This window comes from Castellaniella sp. S9, assembly GCF_027257175.1.
Taxonomy (GTDB): domain Bacteria; phylum Pseudomonadota; class Gammaproteobacteria; order Burkholderiales; family Burkholderiaceae_B; genus Castellaniella.
This window is the reverse complement of the sequence record NZ_JAPFGD010000012.1, coordinates 1-21,615: the sequence shown is the minus strand read 5'-3', so window position 1 is coordinate 21,615 and position 21,615 is coordinate 1. Positions and strand designations below refer to the sequence as shown.

Below are 21,615 nucleotides of genomic sequence, written 5' to 3'. Positions count from 1 at the left end.
GCGGCCACGACGCCCGGATGATCAGCGGGCTGCCGCGGTATCCATGGCCGCCGACAGGCCGGCAATGCGGCCCATCGTCAGGGCATTGGCGATCGAGTTGCCGCCGCCGACGTAGCGGTTGCCCAGCACGCCGCCGCCGGCTTCGCCGGCCGCGTACAGGCCCTTGATCACCGCGCCGTGGGCATTGCGCACGCGTGCCTCGGTATCGATGGCGAGGCCCGTGTGGGTGCACACCAGTTCGGCGGGGCAGGTCCGGGCGGCATAGAAAGGCGCCTGGGCGATGGGATCGAGGGGCCGGTCGTCGCCCTTGTTGTGCATGGTGGCCTGCCGCAGGAAGTCCGGGTCGGTTCCATTGGGCAGCTGTTCGTTCCAGCGCTCGACGGCCGCCTTCAGGCGGTCGGCCGGCACGTGCATCTTGGCGGCGAGCTCGTCCAGGGTCTGCGCGCTCAGCATGGCGCCGCTTTCGGCATCCTCCGCGACGCGGTCCTTGTTCCAGTGCATATAGCCTTCCGGCAGCGAGGTACGGGCCTTTTCATCGAACACGTTCCACACCAGGCCGCCGTTGTCCCGCACGATGCCCGGGGATACCGCGTACGGGATATCCTCGTTCATGAAGCGGTCGCCCGACTGGTTGATGTAGATCCTGGAGCGCGGCGGAAAGCCCGACTGCCAATGGTGCAGCCGCTGGATATAGGAGGTGACCATCAGCAGGCCCTGTCCATGGCCGGTCAGCGCGGCCTGGGCCGAGTCGGCAAAGCGGATGTGGTCGCCCCGGCTGCCGGGCGCCGCCACGATGAACAGGTCCTCGCCGGCCTCCAGCGTTTCAGGGTAATACAGCCGGCGCAGGTGGCTGTTGTGGGACAGCCCGCCGCTGGCCACGACCACGGCGCTGGCTTCGATCAGCTCGCCGCCGATCTTGATGCCGCGCACCTGCCCGTCCTCGACGACCAGGTCCTCGACCCGATTGTCCAGGAACAGATCGATGCCTTTTTCCAGCCGCTGCTGGTTCAGGGCGCTGACCAGGCCATACCCCTGGTCCTTGGGGACGTGGCCGCGCCAGACGTCTTCGACACCCGCCTGCATCAGACCGGGGTCATGCGCATTGGTCGAGAACTTCGACGGGAAATCCACGCCCAGGCCGATCAGCCATTCCAGCGTCGGCCCCGAGGCCTCGCAGAACCGCTGGATCAAGCCAGGCTGCAGGCGCCATTGGTTCAGGTCCATATAGTGTTGGAAAAAACGCGCGGCCGAATCCTCGATGCCGAGGGCACGCTGCACGCTGGTGTCCGCGGCGGTGAACAGGCCGGCCGACAGCTGCGTGGAGCCGCCGATTTCCTTTTCGGACTCCAGGATCGCCACGCTGGCGCCTTGCTCGGCGGCGGATATCGCCGCGGTCAGTCCGGCGCCGCCGGCGCCGATGACAATCACGTCCCAATTGCTCATAGGTCGCCTCCCTTGGATCGTTGGGCGGCTTCATGGCGGATCCGCCAATAGGTTCCGGCCGCGATCAGGCCGCCGTCGATCGTCAGCTCGCTGCCGTTCAGGTAGGACGATTCCGGAGACATGAGGAAGACCACGGCCGCACTGATTTCGGCGGGTGTTCCCGCCCGCCCGAAGGGGATCGATTCGAGGGAAGACGCGACGAAGGCATCCGCATTGGACACCATGGGCGTGTCGATCAGGCCCGGATGGATGGAGTTGGTCCGGATTCCCCAGGGGGCATATTCCCCGGCAGCGCTCTTCGTCAGGCCGCGGACTCCCCACTTGCTGGCCCCGTAGGCCGCGCCGTGGTAGCCGAGCTGGCCGGAGATGGACGAGATATTGATGATCGAGCCGCCGCCGCTGTCGCGCATGAGCGGCGCCATCGCGCGCATGCCGAAAAATACGCCGTTCAGATTGACGCCGATCACCTTGTGCCAGTTCGCATCATCGGTGTCGCTGATGCCGTGGCGGTATGACACGCCCGCATTGTTCACCAGCCCGGCCAGGCCGCCGAACTCGCTCTTGATGTGAGCCGCCAGGGCGTTCCAGGCTTCGGAATCCACCACATCCAGGCGGTGGCCGCTGGCGGAACCGCCCTGCGTCTGGATCGTGTGCACCGTCGGCGCCGTGTCCTTCACGTCCGCCACGCACACGTGCCAGCCCGCTTTGCCCAACGCCTCGGAATGCGATGCGCCCATGCCCTGGGCGCCGCCTGTGACCAGGACTACACCCTTGTGCTCAGCCATGGCGGGATCCCCCGTCCACGCCCAACGTCTGGCCGGATATGTAGGATGCCGAATCGGACACGAGGAAAAGCAGGGCGTTGAACACTTGTTCGGGCGTGCCGATGCGTCCCAGCGGGACCGTCGACAAGGCCTTGGCCATGGCTTCGGGGTTCTCTTTGACCCAGTTCGTCATTTCCGTGTCGATGAAGCCCGGCGCTACGCCGTTGACGCGGATGCCCTGGTCGCCCAGTTCGACGGCCAGCGATTGCGTCAGGCTGTGGACCGCCGCCTTGGAGGCCGAGTAGACCGGCCGGCCGCGCCGAACACGGAAGGCGGCCACCGAGGCCATGTTGATGATGACCCCGCCGCCCTGCATGGCGCCGGCGGCCGCCTGCGCACCGAAGATCACGCCGTCGACGTTGACGCCGAAGGTGCGCTCGACTTCCTCGGGGGTGACGCCGGCGATGGGCGCCTGGATGAAGACGCCCGCATTGTTGATCCAGATGTCGAGGCGTCCGAAACGCGCCTTGGCCTCGGCGGCGACCTTAAACAGCTCGTCGCGGCGCGACACATCGCAACGCATGGCGGTCAGTGATCCTGTGCCGTTCGAGGCCAGGCGTCCTTCCTGGCGAGCAGTGTCGAAAGACTTTTGCAAAACGTCCTGGTCGAGGTCCACGCCGATGACGTGGACGCCCTGGTTCGCCAGACCCAGCGCAAAACATGCGCCCATGCCGCGGGCTGCACCGGTGACCACGGCCACGCGGCCCGCGAGCTCTGGATACTGTGCGACGCCGGTACCGCTGCCCGGCTGTGTCGATTGATCTTCCACTTTCATACCTTTGAAAAAATATCCATGAATCCGCGCGGCTTCGCGAAGTCGGGGAGCCTGGCGGTGTCGAGCCTATCGGCTCAGTATTCGATCCGCCTGTGGCGGATTCGCCAGCCCTCGGCGGCCCTTTCCAGCTGGTCGATGTTCGTCACGACGCGCAAGATCCGGGTTTCTTTCCGCTCGAGATCGGTGCCGACGATCATGACGTACGCGCGTACCTGCGCGCAGGCCCCTTCGCACTCGACCACCCAGACGTTCTCGATGATGTGGCGATGGCGCTCGCCCGCGTCCTGTGCGGATTGGCTGAAGCGCCGTGAAATGTCCGCGAGCTGGCCGTGCCCGACGGCGGGCGCCCCATAGGTGGGGGAATGGAATTCGCCGTTGGGGGTGAAGCTGCGCGCCCAGCCTTCGTGTTGGCCTGTGTCGATGAGGTGGGCTTGCTGGGCGTAGAAATTCCGCAGCACGGCAATCTGGGTTTCATCCAGGCGGTTCATTGTTGGGTCCTCGATGACGGTTGGGCCCCGGGCCAGTCGGGCCCGGGGGCTGCGCACGGCTTATTGGGAAATCAGTTGGTCCAGGTCGACCTTGCCGTAGATTTCCTTCTCGAGAAGGGCGGCGACCGCGTCCGAGTCCTCGCGATCGACCGTGTTCAGCAGTTCGTGCCATTTGGCTTCGAGCGCCGTGTATTCGGCGATCAGGGCCGACGGATCGGCGATGCCGCGGTCCTTCATGGCCTTGGCGGGCAGCTCCTTGATGTAGCTCGACTGGAATGCGTGCAGCGTATCGACCAGGTCCTGATCCGGCTGGATGACCTTGATTTCCTTCTCGGCCATCGCCAGGGCCTCCTTGGCGCGGGCGGCATAGCCGATCTGCTGGTCGGCCTGGCCCTTGGCCATGTAGGTGATCATGGCCTTTTTGTTCTCGGGCGACAGGCTCGTCCAGAATTCCGGGTTCAGCACATAGATGGCGCCCGGCACCGCGCCCATGTCCAGGCGGGTAATGGAGGATGCGACTTCAATGAATTTGGAGTTGATCAGGTTGGGAATCTCGGCCATGGTGCAGTCGACCGAGCCGCGCGACAGTCCAGTGTAGACATCGCCGATGGGGACCGACACGGGCACGCCGCCGATGCTCGCCACCCAATCGGTCTGGGTGCCGCCCGCGGTGCGGATCTTCTTGCCCTTGGCGTCGGCCAGAGACTGGATGGACTTGGCGCACATGAAGTTATAGGTGGGCGTCGAATAGCCGCCGGCAAACAGGACCTTCTGCTTTTGCCATTCCTGGATCAGGTCCTTGTTGGTGAGGTTGATTTCCGTATAGGCGAAGGCGGCTGCCATCGGGTCCTTGACCAGGAAGCCCAGATCGACCAGCACGTTGTTCAGCGGCAGCTCGGCCGGCGTGTACCCGGGGTACACGATGCCCAGTTGGGCCGTGCCGTCGCGCAGCGCCTGGATGGTGGCTTTGGCGGGCACCAGCGTGCCGCCCGAATAGACTGTGAAGGAGATCTCGCCGTCGGTGGCTTTCTTGAGGGCTTCCGAGAACTTCTGGTAGGGCTCGGCATTCAGCGTGTGGATGGGCTGCAGCCAGTTCGTGGCGCGATACGTCGTGGCCAGGCTGGCGGACGAGAAGGCAAGCCCGGCGATTGCGAACATCAGGACTGATTTTTTCATGGGTTTCCACCTTTGATAAGTGTCGGATCGATTCTGGAGGCGATCTTTCCGGGGAGAATGGGAGCGGCCGCCTACCGCATCAACGACGGCAGCCAAAGCGTCAGGGCGGGGAACGCGATCATGCAGGCCACGACGAAAATGTCGCAGGCGATGAACCACATAACCCCCTTGAAAATCGTTCCCAACTTGACCGATTTTCCGAGGCTGGAGCGAATGACGTAGACATTCAGCCCCAGCGGCGGCGTGATGAGCCCGATTTCCAGCAGCTTCACGACCAGCACGCCGAACCAGATCATGTTGATGTCGTAGCCTGCCAGCAGCGGTGCCAGCACGGGCAGCGTCAGCAGCATGATCGAGATGCTTTCCATGAAGCAGCCCAGTATCAGGTACACGATGCAGATCAGGATGATGACTGTCGCAAAGCTGTAGCCGTCCAGCGAGCTCGTCACCCACACCGGCAGGGTCGACAGCGCGATGAAGCGCGAGAAGATCGCCGCGCCCACCACGATGATGAAGATCGCCGACGTGCTGACCGCCGTGTCGAACAGGGCCTTTTCCGCCACTTTCAGGCTGAACTGGCGTCGTGAGACCGCAATCGCGACCGCGAGGAACGCACCCACGGCGCCCGCCTCGGTGGCGGTGAAGATCCCTGTGAAGATCCCGCCCAGCACGCCGACGATGAGCAGCGGCAGCGGCCAGATGTCGCGGATCGCCTCCTTGCGGTCTTCCGCCGAGAACGTCTCCTGGACCCGGGGCGCGAGCGCGGGGTTGGTCTTGCAGCGGATCGTGATCATGGCGATGTACACGATTGCCGAGAGGATGCCCGGGATCACGGCGGCGACGAACAGGGCGCCGATGGACAGGTCCGTGATCAGGCCGTAGATGATGAGCAGCACGCTGGGCGGGATGAGCGAGCCCAGCGTGCCGGCCGAGGCGACCGAGGCGGTGGCCAGCGACGGGAGATAGCCGGCCTTCAGCATTTCCGGCACTGCGATGCGCGAGAACGCCGCCGCGGTGGCCACGCTCGAGCCGCTCGCCGAGGCGAAGAGCGCGCTGGCCAGCACGGTCGCCGAGGCCAGGCCGCCGGGCACGTGCCCCATGAAAATCCGCGCCGCGCGAAACAGGCCGCGCGTCAGTCCGGCGGCGGATGCGAAATACCCCATCAGCAGGAACATCGGGACGGCGGACAGGTTCCAGTCCCCCACCAGTTCGTAGGGCACCGCCTTGGCAATGCCGATCGCGGGCTGTAGCCCGATGATCGCGAGTATCCCGAGGAAACCGACCAGCCCCATCGCGATCCCGATGGGAAAGCGCGTGGCGATGAATACCAACAGCAGGACGATGCCGAGAATGCCGACAAGCAAGGGATCCATTCAGGGCTCCTCAGATTTGTTCTGGAAATTCGGACGTCTCGCCGGCGACTTGATGTTGCAGCGGGGGGCGTCCTGTCAGGATGCGGACCATCTGGAGCAGCGCAACCAGCGCCCCGAGGGCAAGGCCGATCGGCAGCAGGAATCGGCTGGGCCAGGTAATCACGTCCCAGGTGCCGGCATCGAATTCGCCGATCCCGTAGGCGTGCATGGCGGGCGCCCACAGGAACCAGGCCAGAAAACCGTAGCAGATCACGGTCGCAGCGGCGCCCGCGGCGGCCATGATCATGCGGATGGGTTTGGAGGCGATGCCGTAGATCAGCTCGACCACGATGGCTTCGCCGCACACCTCCACCCAGGCCAGCGGCAGGAACACGATCGCCACCATGTAGTAGCTGGACACGATCGTTTCACTGCCCGGAATCGGTTCATGCAGCAGGTACTTGCCCGCGACGTCGAGGGTGACCTGGACCATCATCAGGACCAGCGCCGCCGAGCAGACCAGCACCAGGGCATGGCTTGCTCTAATGATCAATTTATCCATTGCGTTTTCTCTCGGTCGAGTACATCTTGCGAGCAGCCCGGATTTCGCCTTGTGTATACATGAAGACTGGAAATCGGGGTTTTTGGACGGTTTTATGGCTAAAAACCTTAACGGATATCAATTGTGCATACATGAACCCGTTCTAGTCATTAGTGATAACCCTAGGTTTGTGGTGTTTTATTAGCTCTTCTCATAGGGCTTTCTTCTTAATGTATACATGAATCTAATGAGTGGGATGTCCGGAGGCGGGCCAAGCCTGTCCAAACCTGTCGGTGGCGACAATATGTTTCCGCATCCGGTTTTCCTAACATAGGGTCACTTTATTGCGCCCGCAAACCAGTGATCAGTGACAAGTCATTGATTCGACATGGATTGTTGGCCGGACAACACCACATCAAGAGTTCCAACGCAATGGCTATCCAAGTCGCAACGGTCACACTGGTCATCGGTCAAGCCTGGGTCAAGCAGCCCAACGGCGAACGATTGCCGCTCAAAGTCGGCATGACGGTTGCGCAAGGGGCGGAAATCATCACCGGCGACGGCAGTACGGTCCGGCTCGACCTGGCCGATAGCGATCCCATCTATATCGGCTCGGATCGCGAATTCCTGTTCGGCTCCGACGTGATCCAGAGCGATGTGCACGCCATCGACGCGGCGGTTCACGGCATCGACAGCACGACGACCGGCATCCTGGCACAGCTGTTGGGCACGGGCGAGGACCTCTTCACCGCCATTCAATCCCTGAACGTGCTCTCCGACGGCGATGAAGGCACCAGCGGCCGGACCGACGCGTATGCATCGGACCCGACCGAACGCAGCACCGACAACCTGATCCACCTCCTGAACGTGCTGGAAACCACCGGCACGATCGCCGACCGCTACGCGCGGATCGCCGAGCCCAGCCGCCCCTTGGTCGACGAATTCCCGCACACCGTCCCGAATGACGGCCGCCTGTCCACGGACCGGTTCGATCATCACGGTCCCGAAAATACGGCCGGCGGCAGCACCGGTACTGGTGCTGCCACCAGTGCCCATGCCGGCACCGGCAGTGCGTCGGGCAGCGTTCCCGAACCATCGACGCCCTCCGACAGCGCCGGCGTGGACCCCACTCCGCTCTATGTGGCCATCAAGATCGACTTGATCGAGCGGGTGGACCCCGCCGTCGGGCGGTCTGGTTTTTCGATTGCGGCGGCGCCTGAGCCCCGTTATGTCATCAGCGGCACGGTGGATTATGAGGCGGGCGCGCGGGTCGCGGTGACCGTCCAGGTCAACGGCCAGGATTACGAGGCCGCCTGGGATGGGAGCGGCCATTGGTCGATATTCGTGCCGGCGTCCGAGTTCGGCGACAGCGGTGCGGTCCAAGCCACGGCCATCGCGACCGACGCGGCCGGCAACGAGGTCAAGGCTTCCACGGCACGCGAGTATGCCCTCACCGCAGGTGTCCTGGGCGTCGAGGACACGCCGCGGGTGCTGGCCTGGGATGAGTTCAACATCAAGGGCGATTCGCCGGCAGCGGATCAAAGCATCCTCATCACCGGCCTGCCGGCCGACGGGGTGCTGCAGTTCAACACCGCGGCACCCGGCGAGGCGCCGGCATGGACCACCATCCAGCTCTCGGGCGGGCGCTACGAGGTTTCGCGCGCGGATATCGAGGCCGGGCGGCTACGCTTCATGCCCGACCACAACGAGTCGGGCTGGGATTCCTCGGCGGGCAGCGGCGTGGGCAACAACCAGGCTGATTATGCGCATGTCACATACCGGCCGACGGATGGCCGGTTCGAGGGCCCGGAAGCCACTCTGGTGGTGAACATCGCGCCGGTCGCCGATGCGCCGCAGATGCAATTCGAGGTGGTCTCGAGGAGTACCATCCAGGCTTCGCCCGAGGCCACCTACACCTTGGACGGCGGCGTCGTCATCACGACGAGCGATGGCGCATACACCGTCAGCGGCCTGAATGCCGGTCAACTGTTCCTGCCTCCCTTTCCCGCGAATACTGGCGGCAATATCAATCCGAACAATGCGACTCAGGGTCAGACCGACATCATCGCGCTGATCGGTCATTTCGATACGCTGGTTGCCGGCCGTGATGGCCAAGCCTGGCAGCCATTGCATGGGATCAACGGCGAGAACCGGGACTATATATTCCTCAGCAAACCCCATGATCGCTACGAATTGACGAATGCGACCTATAACCAGGGATTCCTCAACGGCACATTGACCGATCTGGATACCGGCCTGTCGATCAACCTGAACAACGTCAAGGGCCTGATCTACGGGGACGGGCATACCAGCAGCAACATCAGCATCGGCTATCAACTGGTCGGCCAGTCCTACGACGAAGTGGCGCTGGGCCTGCATGTGGGTCTGAGGGACACTGATGGCAGCGAAACCCTGTCCGGTGTGACGCTGACCGGGATCCCCGCGGGTGTAACCGTCGACGGGGCGCTGCGCTTGCCCGATGGCAATTGGTACATCGCCAATCCGGGCGGCCTGCCGTCCATGGACCTGACGCTGGTGCTGCAGGTGCCCGAAGGCACGGCGCCCTTTGCCGTCACCGCGCAGGCAAGCTCCACCGAATACGGCGCGGCGACCGCCGCGACCAGCAGCGCAACCCTCGAACCGGGCGGCGGCTCGGGCATCGATGTGTCCGTCGCGATGGCCCCGATCACCGGGGACGGCATCATCAACGCCGCTGAGGCCAACGCACCGACGATCGCGGTCAAGGGCACGATCACCTCCGAGGGCGGCGTGGCGACCACCGTGATCCTCACCGTCAATGGTCATGACTACACCGCGACGATAGACTCGCAATCCGGCACCTGGACCGCCGACATCGCCACCGCCGACCTGCTGGCCGACACGCTGGTCGTGATCCGTGCGACCTCTGCCGACGCGGCGGGCAACAGCACGACCGCGACGACCTCGCATCCCTATGGCATAGACCTCACCGCGCCGGAATTGACGGTCGCCGTGGATCCGGTCACCGCGGACAACGTCGTCAACGTGTCCGAGTCCGGCGGATCGTTGGCTGTCACCGGCAAGGTGTCCGGTGAGTTCAACGAGGGCGATGTCGTCACTTTGACGGTGAACGGCACCGAGTACAGCGGTACTGCTGCGGCGGATGGTACGTGGACGATAGCGGTTGCGGGTTCTGATCTTGCTGCGGCTACTTCTTTGCATGTGTCGGTTACGACAACCGACGCTGCGGGTAACAGCACAACGCAGGCCATCACACACGGCTACGGCGTAGACACGACGGCCCCTGAGCTGACTATTTCGGTGGATTCGATCACGTCGGATAACGTCATCAATGCTGCCGAGTCTGGTGCGGCGGTGAGCGTCGCTGGCCAAGTGAACGGTGAGTTCAACGACGGTGATACTGTCACGCTGACCGTGAACGGCACCGAGTACACCGGCACGGTAGCTGCGGATGGTACATGGACGATAGCGGTTGCAGGCTCTGATCTGGCTGCCGCCACCACCCTGGACGTGTCGATCACAACGACCGACGCTGCGGACAACAGCACCACGACCACAGCTTCCCATGCCTATGGTGTCGATACAGCCGCGCCTGAGCTGACGGTTTCTGTTGACTCCATCACCTCCGACAATGTGATCAACGTTGCTGAGTCGGGTGCAGAGGCGATTGTGGTGACTGGTTCGGTTTCAGCTGAGTCTGGTACTGAGACAACGATTACTGTCACCGTCAACGGTCAGCAGTACACGGCCACAGTAGATGTCGCCTCTGGGACTTGGATTGCTGATGTTGCGACCAACGATCTGCTGTCGGATAGTTCGGTGGAAGTCAGCGCGACGTCTACGGACGCCGCCGGCAACAGCACAACCACATCCACCACTCACGCCTACTCGATCGACACCACTGCACCTGAGCTGACGATCACGGTAGATTCGATCACTGTCGATAATGTCATCAACGCTGCCGAATCTGGCACCGCCGTGGATGTCACCGGCTCAGTGTCTGGTGAGTTCAACGAGGGTGACGCTGTCACGCTGACGGTGAACGGCACCGAGTACACCGGAGCTGTTGCTGCGGATGGCACGTGGGCGATCGCAGTCGCAGGGGCTGACTTGGCTGCGGCCACTTCGTTAGATGTGTCGGTCACAACGACCGATGCGGCTGGCAACAGCACAACGCAGGCTACCACGCACAGCTATGGCGTGGACACGACGGCGCCAGATCTGTCGGTGTCTGTTGATCCGATTACGTCCGATAACGTGATCAACGCTGCTGAGTCTGGTGCTGAGACGATTACGGTGACGGGCTCAGTTTCGGCTGAGGCTGGTGCCGAGACGACGATCACGGTTACCGTCAATGGTCAGCAGTACGAGGCTACGGTAGATGTCGCTTCTGGCACGTGGACCGTTGATGTCGCAACCGGTGAGCTGCTCGCAGATAGCTCCGTGGGTGTCAGCGTCACGTCTACGGACGCCGCGGGTAATAGCAGGACGACGACCGCTACGCATAGCTACTCGGTTGACACCGAAGCGCCTGAACTGGCGATCACGGTGGATTCGATCACCTCCGACAACGTCATCAACATCGCTGAGTCTGGTGCCGCCGTGGATGTCACAGGCTCGGTGTCTGGCGAGTTCAATGAGGGTGACACCGTCACGCTGACAGTGAACGGCACCGAGTACGCGGGCGCCGTTGCTGCGGACGGCTCGTGGACCATTGCGGTCGCCGGTTCCGACTTGGCGGCGTCCGACTCGCTAAGTGTGTCGGTGACGACCACCGATGCTGCTGGCAATAGTACGACCACAACCACCACTCACGTCTACTCGATTGACACCACTGCGCCTGAGCTGACGGTCGCAGTTGATCCGATCACCTTCGACAACGTCGTCAACGCCGCCGAATCTGGCGCTGCCGTGGATGTGACCGGCACGGTGTCTGGTGAGTTCAACGAGGGTGATGTCGTCAGTTTGGCGGTGAACGGCATTGAGCACACCGGCACTGTTGCTGCAGATGGCTCGTGGACGATTGCTGTGGCGGGTTCCGTTCTGGCTGCTGCCACGTCTTTGGATGTATCGGTTACGACTGCCGATGCGGCAGGCAACAGCACAACGATCACAGCTTCCCATGCCTATGGCGTAGACACCACTGCGCCCGAGCTGACGGTATCTGTCGATTCGATTACCTCCGACAACGTCATCAACGCTGCGGAATCTGGTGCTGAGACGATTGCAGTGACCGGTACGGTTGCTGCGGAAGCGGGCGCATCGACGGCGGTGATGATCACGGTCAATGGCCAGGAATACACGGCGGCTGTAGATGTTGCTGCTGGCTCTTGGACGGTTGATGTTGCGACTAGCGATCTGTTGGCAGATAGCTCCGTGGGTGTCAGTGCGACGTCTACCGATGCGGCTGGCAATGCTACGACTACAACGGCTACGCACAGTTATGGTGTAGATACCGCAGCGCCTGAGCTGACGATCTCGGTTGACTCGATCACCGCTGACAATGTCATCAACGCCGCTGAATCTGGCGCGCCAGTGGCCGTCACGGGCCAGGTGAGCGGTGAGTTCAGTGCGGGAGATACCGTCAAACTGGCGGTGAACAGCACCGAGTACAGCGGCACTGTTGCTGCGGATGGTACGTGGACGATTGCCGTTGCGGGTTCTGATCTAGCGGCGTCCGATGCACTGGCAGTATCGGTGACGACCACCGATGCCGCTGGCAATGCCACGACGACGACCACCACGCACGGCTACTTGGTTGACACTAAGGCGCCTGAACTGACGATCTCAGTTGATTCTATTACGTCCGACAATGTCATCAACGCTGCTGAGTCTGGTGCTGAGACGACTGCAGTGGCCGGAGCGATTACCGCCGAGGCAGGTACTGAAACAACGCTCACGGTGACGGTCAATGGTCAGCAGTACGCGGCCACAGTGGATGCTGCCGCAGGCACGTGGACTGTAGACGTTGCGACCAGCGACTTGCTGGCAGATAGCTCGGTGGCTGTGAGCGCGACGTCTACGGACACGGCAGGCAATGGCACGACGACCACAACCACGCATAGCTATGGCGTAGACACCACTGCGCCTGAACTGACGGTCTTTGTTAACTCGATCACGTCCGATAACGTCATCAATGCTTCCGAGTCTGGTGCTGAGACGATTGCGGTGACTGGTACGGTTGTTGCCGAAGCAGGTACTGAGACGACGATTACTGTGACAGTCAACGGCCAGCAGTACACGGCTACCGTGGACGCTGCGGCAGGTACTTGGACGGTTGATGTTGCTACTAGCGATCTGCTGGCCGATAGCGCGGTGGCTGTGAGTGCGACGTCTACTGACGCCGCTGGCAATGCTACGACGACGACCGCCACCCATGACTACTCGGTTGACACTGACGCGCCTGAGCTGACGGTCGCTGTAGACCCGATCACATCTGACAACGTCATTAACGCCGCTGAGTCTGGCGTGTCGGTGGATGTCACTGGCGCGGTGGCCGGCGAATTTAACGAGGGCGACACTGTCACTCTGACGGTGAACGGCACCGAGTACGTCGGCACTGCCGGTGAGGGTGGCGCGTGGACGATTGCTGTTGCTGGCTCTGATCTGGCTGCTGCCACCGCCGTGGACGTGTCGGTCACGACAACCGACGCGGCGGGCAATAGCACGACGCAGACCACCACGCACAGCTATGGTGTGGGCACGACAGCGCCAGAATTGGCGGTGTCTGTTGACTCTGTCACTGCTGACAACGTGATCAATGCAGCTGAATCTGGTGCTGAGATGATTGCGGTGACCGGTTCCGTTTCGGCTGAGGCTGGTACAGAGACGACGGTCACGGTGACGGTCAACGGTCAGCAGTACACGGCTACCGTAAATGTGGTTGCAGGTACTTGGACGGTTGACGTTGCGACTAGTGATTTACTGGCAGACAGTTCGGTGGATGTCAGTGCGGCCTCCACGGACGCTGCAGGCAACAGCACGACGACCACTACTTCCCATGCTTATGGCGTCGATACTACTGCCCCGGATCTGACGATCTCGGTGGATTCGATCACCTCCGATAACGTGATCAATGTCGCTGAGTCTGGTGCGCCTGTGAACGTCACCGGCCAAGTGAGCGGCGAATTCAACGAAGGTGACGCTGTCACGCTGACGGTGAGCGGCACTGAGTACACCGGCACGGTAGCTGCGGATGGTACGTGGATGATTGCGGTTGCAGGTGCTGACCTGGCAGCTACCGACTCGTTGACCGCCTCTGTGACGACAACGGATGCTGCGGGCAATAGCACGACGCAGACTACGACTCACAGCCATAGTGTGGATACGATCGCACCTGAACTGACGATGTTGGTTGACTCGATCACGTCCGACAATGTGATCAACGCGGCCGAATCTGGAGCAGAGACGATTGCGGTGACTGGAGCGGTTACCGCCGAGGCAGGTGCTGAGACAACGATCACGGTGACGGTCAACGGTCAGCAGTACGCGGCCACGGTGGATGTTGCCTCTGGCACGTGGACGGTTGATGTTGCGACTGGCGATCTGTTGGCAGATAGCTCGGTGGGAGTTAGTGCGACGTCCACGGACGCGGCCGGCAATGCCACGACGCGGACCACCACGCACAGCTACGATGTGGACACGACCGCACCGGAGCTGACAGTGTCTGTTGACCCGATTACGTCTGATAACGTGGTCAACGCTGCTGAATCTGGCACATCTGTGAATGTGACAGGCGCGGTTACCGGCGAATTCAGCGAGGGTGACGCTGTCACCTTGACGGTGAATGGTACTGATTACATCGGAGCTGTTGCTGCGGATGGCTCGTGGGCGATTGCGGTTGCAGGCACCGATCTGGCTGCTGCCACCTCTCTGGATGTGTCAGTGACGACGACCGATGCAGCAGGTAACAGCACGACGCAGGTCGCCACGCACAGCTATGGCGTGGACACGACTGCACCTGAGCTGACTGTATCTGTTGATTCGGTCACGTCGGATAACGTTATCAACGCCGCTGAATCTGGCGCTGAGACGATTGTGGTGGCGGGTGCGATTGCTGCCGAGGCGGGCGCATCGACGACGGTCACGGTGACAGTCAATGGCCAGGAATATACGGCCACCGTAGATGTGACTGCAGGTACTTGGACCGTTGATGTTGCGACCAGCGATCTGCTGGCGGACAGCGTGGTGGGAATCAGTGCGACGTCCACGGACGCGGCTGGCAACAGCACGACGCAGGTCACCACGCACAGCTACGGTGTGGACACGACCGCACCGGAGCTGACAGTGTCTGTTGACCCGATCACGTCCGACAACGTGATCAACGCTGCCGAATCCGGTGCTGAGACGATTGCGGTGACCGGTACTATTGCCGCTGAGGACGGTACGTCGACGACAGTGACAATCACCGTCAATGGTCAGCTGTACGCGGCCACGGTGGATGCTGCCGCAGGCACGTGGACGGTCGCCGTTGCGACCAGCGATCTGCTAGCAGACAGTTCGGTGGCTGTGAGTGCGACTTCTATTGACGCGGCTGGCAATGCCACAACGGCGACCGCGACCCATGGCTACTCGGTTGACGCCATCGCACCTGATTTGACGGTCTCGGTTGATCCGATTACGTCGGATAACGTGATCAACGCTGCCGAGTCCGGTGCGTCGGTAGATGTCACCGGCGCAGTGTCTGGTGAGTTCAACGAAGGCAATGCCGTCACTCTGACAGTTAACGGTGTTAATTACACTGGCGCGGTTGCTGCGGATGGCTCGTGGACCATTACGGTTGCGGGTTCCGACCTGGCTGCGGCCACTTCTGTGGATGTGTCGGTCGCGACAGCCGACGCTGCGGGCAATAGCACGACGACCACCACCACGCATGGCTATGGTGTGGACACGACTGCGCCTGATCTGACGGTGTCTGTTGACTCCATCACCGCCGACAACGTGATCAACGCTTCTGAATCTGGCGCTGAGACGATTGCGGTGACTGGTGTGGTTACCGCCGAGACGGGTGCTGAGACAACGATCACGGTGACGGTCAATGGTCAGCAGTACGCGGCCACGGTGGATGCTGCCTCCGGCACGTGGACGGTTGATGTTGCGACTGGTGATCTGTTGGCAGATAGCTCGGTGGGAGTCAGTGCAACATCTACGGACGCAGCTGGTAATGCAACGACGACCACCACCACACACGGCTACGCCATTGATACGACCGCACCTGAGCTGACGGTTTCAGTTGATTCGATCACGTCTGATAACGTGATCAACGCCGCTGAGTCTGGTGCTGAGACGATTGCAGTGGCCGGAGCGATTACCGCCGAGGCAGGTGCTGAGACGACGATCACGGTGACGATCAATGGCCAGCAGTACGCGGCCACGGTGGATGCGGCCGCAGGTACCTGGACGGTTGATGTTGAGGCCAGCGATTTGCTGGCGCACAGCTCGGTGGCTGTGAGTGCGACGTCCATGGATGCTGCAGGCAATAGCACAACGACCACAGCGTCCTATGCTTATGGCGTCGATACCACTGCACCAGATCTGGCGGTTTCGGTTGATTCGATCACTACCGACAACGTGATCAATGCGGTCGAATCCGGTACAGAGATGATTGCAGTGACGGGCGTGGTTGCTGCCGAAGCCGGCGCTGAGACAACGGTTACTGTCACGGTCAATGGTCAGCAGTACGCAGCTGCTGTGGATGCTGCCGCAGGCACCTGGACGGTTGATGTTGCGACCAGTGATCTGCTGGCAGATAACTCTGTGGCTGTCAGTGCGACGTCCACCGATGCGGCTGGTAACGCTACGACGACGGCTGCCACGCACAGCTACGGTGTGGACACGACTGCACCTGAACTCACGGTGTCGGTTGATTCGGTCACATCGGATAACGTGATTAACGCGGCTGAGTCTGGCGCTGCCGTGGATGTCACTGGCACGATATCTGGTGAGTTCAACGAAGGCGATGTCGTCACCCTGACGTTGAATGGTACTGATTACATCGGCGCTGTTGCTGCGGATGGTACGTGGGTGATCGCAGTTGCTGGCTCTGATCTGGCTGCTACCACCTCTCTGGATGTGTCGGTGACGACGACCGATGCAGCAGGTAACAGCACGACGCAGACCACGACTCACGGCTATGGCGTAGACACGACTGCACCTGAGCTGACTGTATCTGTTGATGCGATCACGTCGGATAACGTGATCAACGCCGCTGAGTCTGATGCAGAGACGATTGCGGTGACGGGCGTAGTTGTTGCTGAGGCGGGTGCATCGACTACGGTCACGGTGACGGTCAATGGTCAAGAATATACGGCCACGGTAGATGTGGCCGCGGGCACTTGGACGGTTGATGTCGCGACCGATGATCTGCTGGCGGATAGTTCGGTGGCGGTGAGTGCGACCTCTACTGACACAGCCGGCAATGCCACGACGACGACCGCCACGCACGGCTACTTGGTTGATGTCGAAGCGCCGGAACTGACGGTGTTGATTGATCCGATCACCTCCGACAATGTCATCAATGCTGCTGAGTCTGGTGCTGCTGTGGATGTCACTGGATCGGTATCTGGTGAGTTCAACGAAGGCGACGCTGTCACTCTGGCGGTGAACGGCACCGAGTACACTGGCACAGTAGCTGCTGATGGCACGTGGACGATAGCGGTTGCGGGTTCTGACCTGGCAGCTACTGACTCGTTGATCGTCTCGGTGACGACGATCGATGCTGCGGGCAATAGCACGACGACCACCACCACGCACAGCTATGGTGTGGACACGACAGCGCCAGAATTGGCGGTGTCTGTTGACTCTGTCACTGCTGACAACGTGATCAACGCGGCCGAATCTGGTGCAGAGACGATTGCGGTGACTGGAGCGGTTGCCGCCGAGGGAGGTGCTGAGACGACGATCACGGTGACGGTCAATGGTCAGCAGTACGCGGCCACGATGGATGCTGCCGCAGGAACTTGGACTGTTGATGTTGCGACCGCCGATCTGCTGGCAGATAGCTCCGTGGGAGTCAGTGCGACGTCCACGGACGCCGCAGGCAACAGCACGACCACATCCACCACTCACACCTACTCGATTGACACCACTGCACCTGAGCTGGCAGTTTCGGTTGATCCGATCACGTCTGACAATGTGATCAATGCCGCTGAGTCCGGCGGATCGGTGGATGTCACCGGTGCGGTGACGGGTGAGTTCAACGAAGGTGATGCCGTCACTCTGACGGTGAATGATACTGATTACATCGGCGCTGTTGCGGCGGATGGTACGTGGACGATAGCGGTTGCAGGCTCTGACCTGGCTGCGGCCGATTCTGTGGATGTGTCGGTTACTACAACGGATGCGGCTGGCAATAGCACGACGACCACCACCACGCATAGCTATGGTGTAGACACGACAGCGCCTGAGCTGACGGTTTCTGTGGATCCGATCACTGCCGACAACGTCATCAACACTGCTGAGTCTGGTGCAGAGGCGATTGCAGTGACCGGCACAGTTGCCGCCGAAGCCGGCGCTGAGACAACGGTTACTGTCACGGTCAATGGTCAGCAGTACGCAGCTACTGTGGATGCTGCGGCAGGCACTTGGACGGTTGATGTAGCGACCAGCGACCTGCTGGCCGATAGCGCGGTGGCTGTGAGTGCGACGTCTGCTGACGCCGCTGGCAATGCCACGACGACGACCGCGACCCATGACTACTCGGTTGACACTGATGCACCTGAACTGACGGTGTTGGTTGATCCGATCACGTCCGACAATGTGGTCAATGCCGCTGAGTCTGGCGCGTCAGTGGATGTCACTGGTGCGGTGGATGGTGAGTTCAACGCGGGCGATACCGTCACGTTGACGGTGAACAACACCGAGTACACCGGCACGATTGCTGCGGATGGTACATGGACGATAGCGGTTGCGGGCTCCGATCTGGCTGCTGCCACCGCTGTGGATGTATCGGTCACGACGACGGATGCAGCAGGCAACAGCACGACGCAGACCACGACTCACGGCTACGGCGTAGACACGACGGCACCTGACCTGACGGTCTCGGTTGATTCGGTCACCAATGACAACGTCATCAACGTTGCTGAGTCTGGCGCAGAGATGATCGCGGTGACGGGTTCAATTGCTGCCGAGGCCGGTGCTGAGACGACGATCACGGTGACGGTCAATGGCCAGCAGTACGCGGCCACGGTAGATGTGACTGCAGGTACTTGGACCGTTGATGTTGCGACCAGCGATCTTCTGGCAGACAGTTCGGTGGCTGTGAGTGCGACGTCTACTGACGCTGCTGGCAATGCCACAACGGCGACCGCGACCCATGGCTACTCGATTGACACCACTGCACCTGAGCTGGCAGTTTCGGTTGATTCGATCACGCCTGACAACGTGATCAACGCTGCCGAGTCCGGTGCGTCGGTAGATGTCACCGGCACTGTGACTGGTGAGTACAACGCAGGCGACGCTGTTACGCTGACGGTCAACGACATCGAGTACACCGGAGCTGTTGCTGCTGATGGCACGTGGGCGATAGCGGTTGCAGGCACCGATCTGGCTGCTGCCACGTCTTTGGATGTGTCGGTTACGACGGCCGACGCTGCGGGCAACAGCACGACAACCGCCATTTCCCATGCCTATGGTGTCGATATCATTGCCCCCGATCTGACTGTGTCGGTTGATCCGATCACGGCTGACAATGTGGTCAATGCCGCTGAATCTGGCACGTCGGTGGACGTCACCGGTGCAGTGACGGGTGAGTTCAACGAAGGTGACGCCGTTACCCTGACGGTGAATGGTACTGATTACACCGGCGCTGTTGCGGCGGATGGTACGTGGGTGATTGCTGTAGCTGGCTCTGGTCTAGCCGCATCCGATTCCCTGGGTGTGTCGGTTACTACAACGGATGCTGCGGGCAATAGCACGACGACCACCACCACGCACAGCTATGGTGTAGACACGACAGCGCCCGAACTGACGGTGTCCGTTGACTCGATCACGTCCGATAACGTCATCAATGCTTCCGAGTCTGGTGCAGAGACGATTGCGGTGACTGGTACGGTTGTTGCCGAAGCAGGTACTGAGACGGCGATTACTGTGACGGTCAACGGCCAGCAGTACACGGCTATCGTGGACGCTGCCGCAGGTACTTGGACGGTTGATGTTGCTACTAGCGATCTGCTGGCCGATAGCGCGGTGGCTATGAGTGCGACGTCTACTGACGCCGCTGGCAATGCTACGACGACGACCGCCGCCCATGACTACTCGGTTGACACTGACGCGCCTGAGCTGACGGTCGCTGTAGACCCGATCACATCTGACAACGTCATCAACACTGCTGAGTCTGGTGCAGAGGCGATTGCAGTGACCGGTACAGTTGCCGCCGAAGCCGGCGCTGAGACAACGGTTACTGTCACGGTCAATGGTCAGCAGTACGCAGCTACTGTGGATGCTGCCGCAGGCACTTGGACGGTTGATGTTGCGACCAGCGACCTGCTGGCCGATAGCGCGGTGGCTGTGAGTGCGACGTCTGCTGACGCCGCTGGCAATGCCACGACGACGACCGCGACCCATGACTACTCGGTTGACACTGATGCACCTGAACTGACGGTGTTGGTTGATCCGATCACGTCCGACAATGTGGTCAATGCCGCTGAGTCTGGCGCATCAGTGGATGTCACTGGTTCGGTGGATGGTGAGTTCAATGAGGGCGACACCATCACCCTGACGGTGAATGATACCGAGTACACCGGCGCCGTTGCTGCGGATGGCTCCTGGACGATAGCCGTTGCAGGTTCCGACCTGGCGGCCACAGACGCTCTGGACGTGTCGGTGACGACGACCGATGCGGCAGGCAACAGCACGACGCAGGCCACCACGCACAACTATGGCGTCGACACCGCTGCGCCTGAATTGACGGTGTCCGTTGATTCGGTCACGTCCGACAATGTCATCAACGCTGCTGAATCTGGTGCAGAGACGATTGCGGTGACTGGTACGGTTGTTGCCGAAGCAGGTACTGAGACGGCGATTACTGTGACAGTCAACGGCCAGCAGTACACGGCTATCGTGGACGCTGCCGCAGGTACTTGGACCGTTGATGTTGCGACCGCCGATCTGCTGGCAGATAGCTCCGTGGGAGTCAGTGCGACGTCCACGGACGCCGCAGGCAACAGCACGACCACATCCACCACTCACACCTACTCGATTGACACCACTGCACCTGAGCTGGCAGTTTCGGTTGATCCGATCACGTCTGACAATGTGATCAATGCCGCTGAGTCCGGCGGATCGGTGGATGTCACCGGCACTGTGATTGGTGAGTACAACGCAGGCGACGCTGTTACGCTGACGGTCAACGACATCGAGTACACCGGTGCGGTTGCTGCGGATGGTACGTGGACGATAGCCGTTGCAGGTTCCGACCTGACGGCCACAGACGCTCTGGACGTGTCGGTGACGACGACCGATGCGGCTGGCAATAGCACGACTGTGACCTCTAGCCACAGCTATGGCGTAGACACGATAGCGCCTGAGCTGACTGTGTCTGTTGATCCGGTCACGGCTGATAACGTCATTAACGCTGCGGAATCTGGTGCAGAGACGATTGCGGTGACGGGGGCGGTTGCCGCCGAGGTTGGTGCTGAGACGACGATCACGGTGACGATCAATGGCCAGCAGTACGCGGCTACGATAGATGCTGCTTCTGGCAAGTGGACCGTTGATGTTGCGACCGATGGTCTGCTGGCGGATAGTTCGGTGGATGTCAGTGCGACCTCTACGGACGCTGCCGGTAACAGCACGACGGCCACAGCTTCCCACGCCTATGGTGTCGATACCACCGCACCGGATCTGGCGATTTCGGTTGATCCGATCACCTCCGACAATGTCATCAATGCTGCTGAGTCTGGTGCTTCGGTGGATGTCACCGGTGCGGTGACGGGTGAGTTCAACGAAGGTGATGCCGTCACTCTGACGGTGAATGGTACTGATTACATCGGCGCCGTTGCTGCGGATGGTACGTGGA

General features: G+C 61.3%; 8 protein-coding genes. 1 reads left to right on the top strand and 7 read right to left on the bottom strand.

The features are described from left to right. Window positions 1-21 precede the first annotated feature (21 nt). From OOZ48_RS16965 to OOZ48_RS16935, 7 genes are all read right to left on the bottom strand, one after another. Window positions 22-1,443: an FAD-dependent oxidoreductase gene (locus OOZ48_RS16965; protein ID WP_269500006.1), complete on the bottom strand. Its 1,422-nt coding sequence runs from the start codon at window positions 1,441-1,443 to the stop codon at window positions 22-24. Continuing rightward, entirely contained in the window at window positions 1,440-2,228 is a 789-nt protein-coding gene (locus OOZ48_RS16960; RefSeq protein WP_269500005.1) for an SDR family NAD(P)-dependent oxidoreductase, read from the bottom strand. The genes OOZ48_RS16965 and OOZ48_RS16960 overlap by 4 nt, the downstream gene beginning before the upstream one ends. Next, window positions 2,221-3,042: an SDR family NAD(P)-dependent oxidoreductase gene (locus OOZ48_RS16955; RefSeq protein ID WP_269500004.1), complete on the bottom strand. Its 822-nt coding sequence runs from the start codon at window positions 3,040-3,042 to the stop codon at window positions 2,221-2,223. Before OOZ48_RS16955 ends, OOZ48_RS16960 begins: the two co-directional genes overlap by 8 nt. A gap of 74 nt (window positions 3,043-3,116) precedes the next feature. After that, complete coding sequence (locus OOZ48_RS16950; protein WP_269500003.1) at window positions 3,117-3,530, bottom strand: nuclear transport factor 2 family protein; 414 nt, start codon at window positions 3,528-3,530, stop codon at window positions 3,117-3,119. A gap of 60 nt (window positions 3,531-3,590) precedes the next feature. Beyond that, window positions 3,591-4,706: a C4-dicarboxylate TRAP transporter substrate-binding protein gene (locus tag OOZ48_RS16945; protein WP_269500002.1), complete on the bottom strand. Its 1,116-nt coding sequence runs from the start codon at window positions 4,704-4,706 to the stop codon at window positions 3,591-3,593. A 71-nt stretch (window positions 4,707-4,777) separates the two neighbouring features. After that, window positions 4,778-6,079 carry a TRAP transporter large permease gene (locus OOZ48_RS16940; protein WP_269500001.1) on the bottom strand — a complete coding sequence of 434 codons (1,302 nt, stop codon included), beginning with the start codon at window positions 6,077-6,079 and terminating at the stop codon, window positions 4,778-4,780. A gap of 10 nt (window positions 6,080-6,089) precedes the next feature. Next, window positions 6,090-6,620 carry a TRAP transporter small permease gene (locus OOZ48_RS16935; RefSeq protein WP_269500000.1) on the bottom strand — a complete coding sequence of 177 codons (531 nt, stop codon included), beginning with the start codon at window positions 6,618-6,620 and terminating at the stop codon, window positions 6,090-6,092. Between the two features lie 411 nt (window positions 6,621-7,031). Between OOZ48_RS16935 and OOZ48_RS16930 the strand changes: the two genes are divergently transcribed. After that, a partial coding sequence (locus OOZ48_RS16930) for an Ig-like domain-containing protein (RefSeq protein WP_269499999.1) occupies window positions 7,032-21,615 on the top strand: 14,584 nt, incomplete at its 3' end.

Excerpts from the sequence above, each read along its gene's own strand:
- OOZ48_RS16965 (WP_269500006.1), bottom strand. The coding sequence starts at position 1,443 with ATGAGCAATTGGGACGTGATTGTCATCGGCGCCGGCGGCGCCGGACTG.
- OOZ48_RS16960 (WP_269500005.1), bottom strand. The coding sequence starts at position 2,228 with ATGGCTGAGCACAAGGGTGTAGTCCTGGTCACAGGCGGCGCCCAGGGC.
- OOZ48_RS16955 (WP_269500004.1), bottom strand. The coding sequence starts at position 3,042 with ATGAAAGTGGAAGATCAATCGACACAGCCGGGCAGCGGTACCGGCGTC.
- OOZ48_RS16950 (WP_269500003.1), bottom strand. The coding sequence starts at position 3,530 with ATGAACCGCCTGGATGAAACCCAGATTGCCGTGCTGCGGAATTTCTAC.
- OOZ48_RS16945 (WP_269500002.1), bottom strand. The coding sequence starts at position 4,706 with ATGAAAAAATCAGTCCTGATGTTCGCAATCGCCGGGCTTGCCTTCTCG.
- OOZ48_RS16940 (WP_269500001.1), bottom strand. The coding sequence starts at position 6,079 with ATGGATCCCTTGCTTGTCGGCATTCTCGGCATCGTCCTGCTGTTGGTA.
- OOZ48_RS16935 (WP_269500000.1), bottom strand. The coding sequence starts at position 6,620 with ATGGATAAATTGATCATTAGAGCAAGCCATGCCCTGGTGCTGGTCTGC.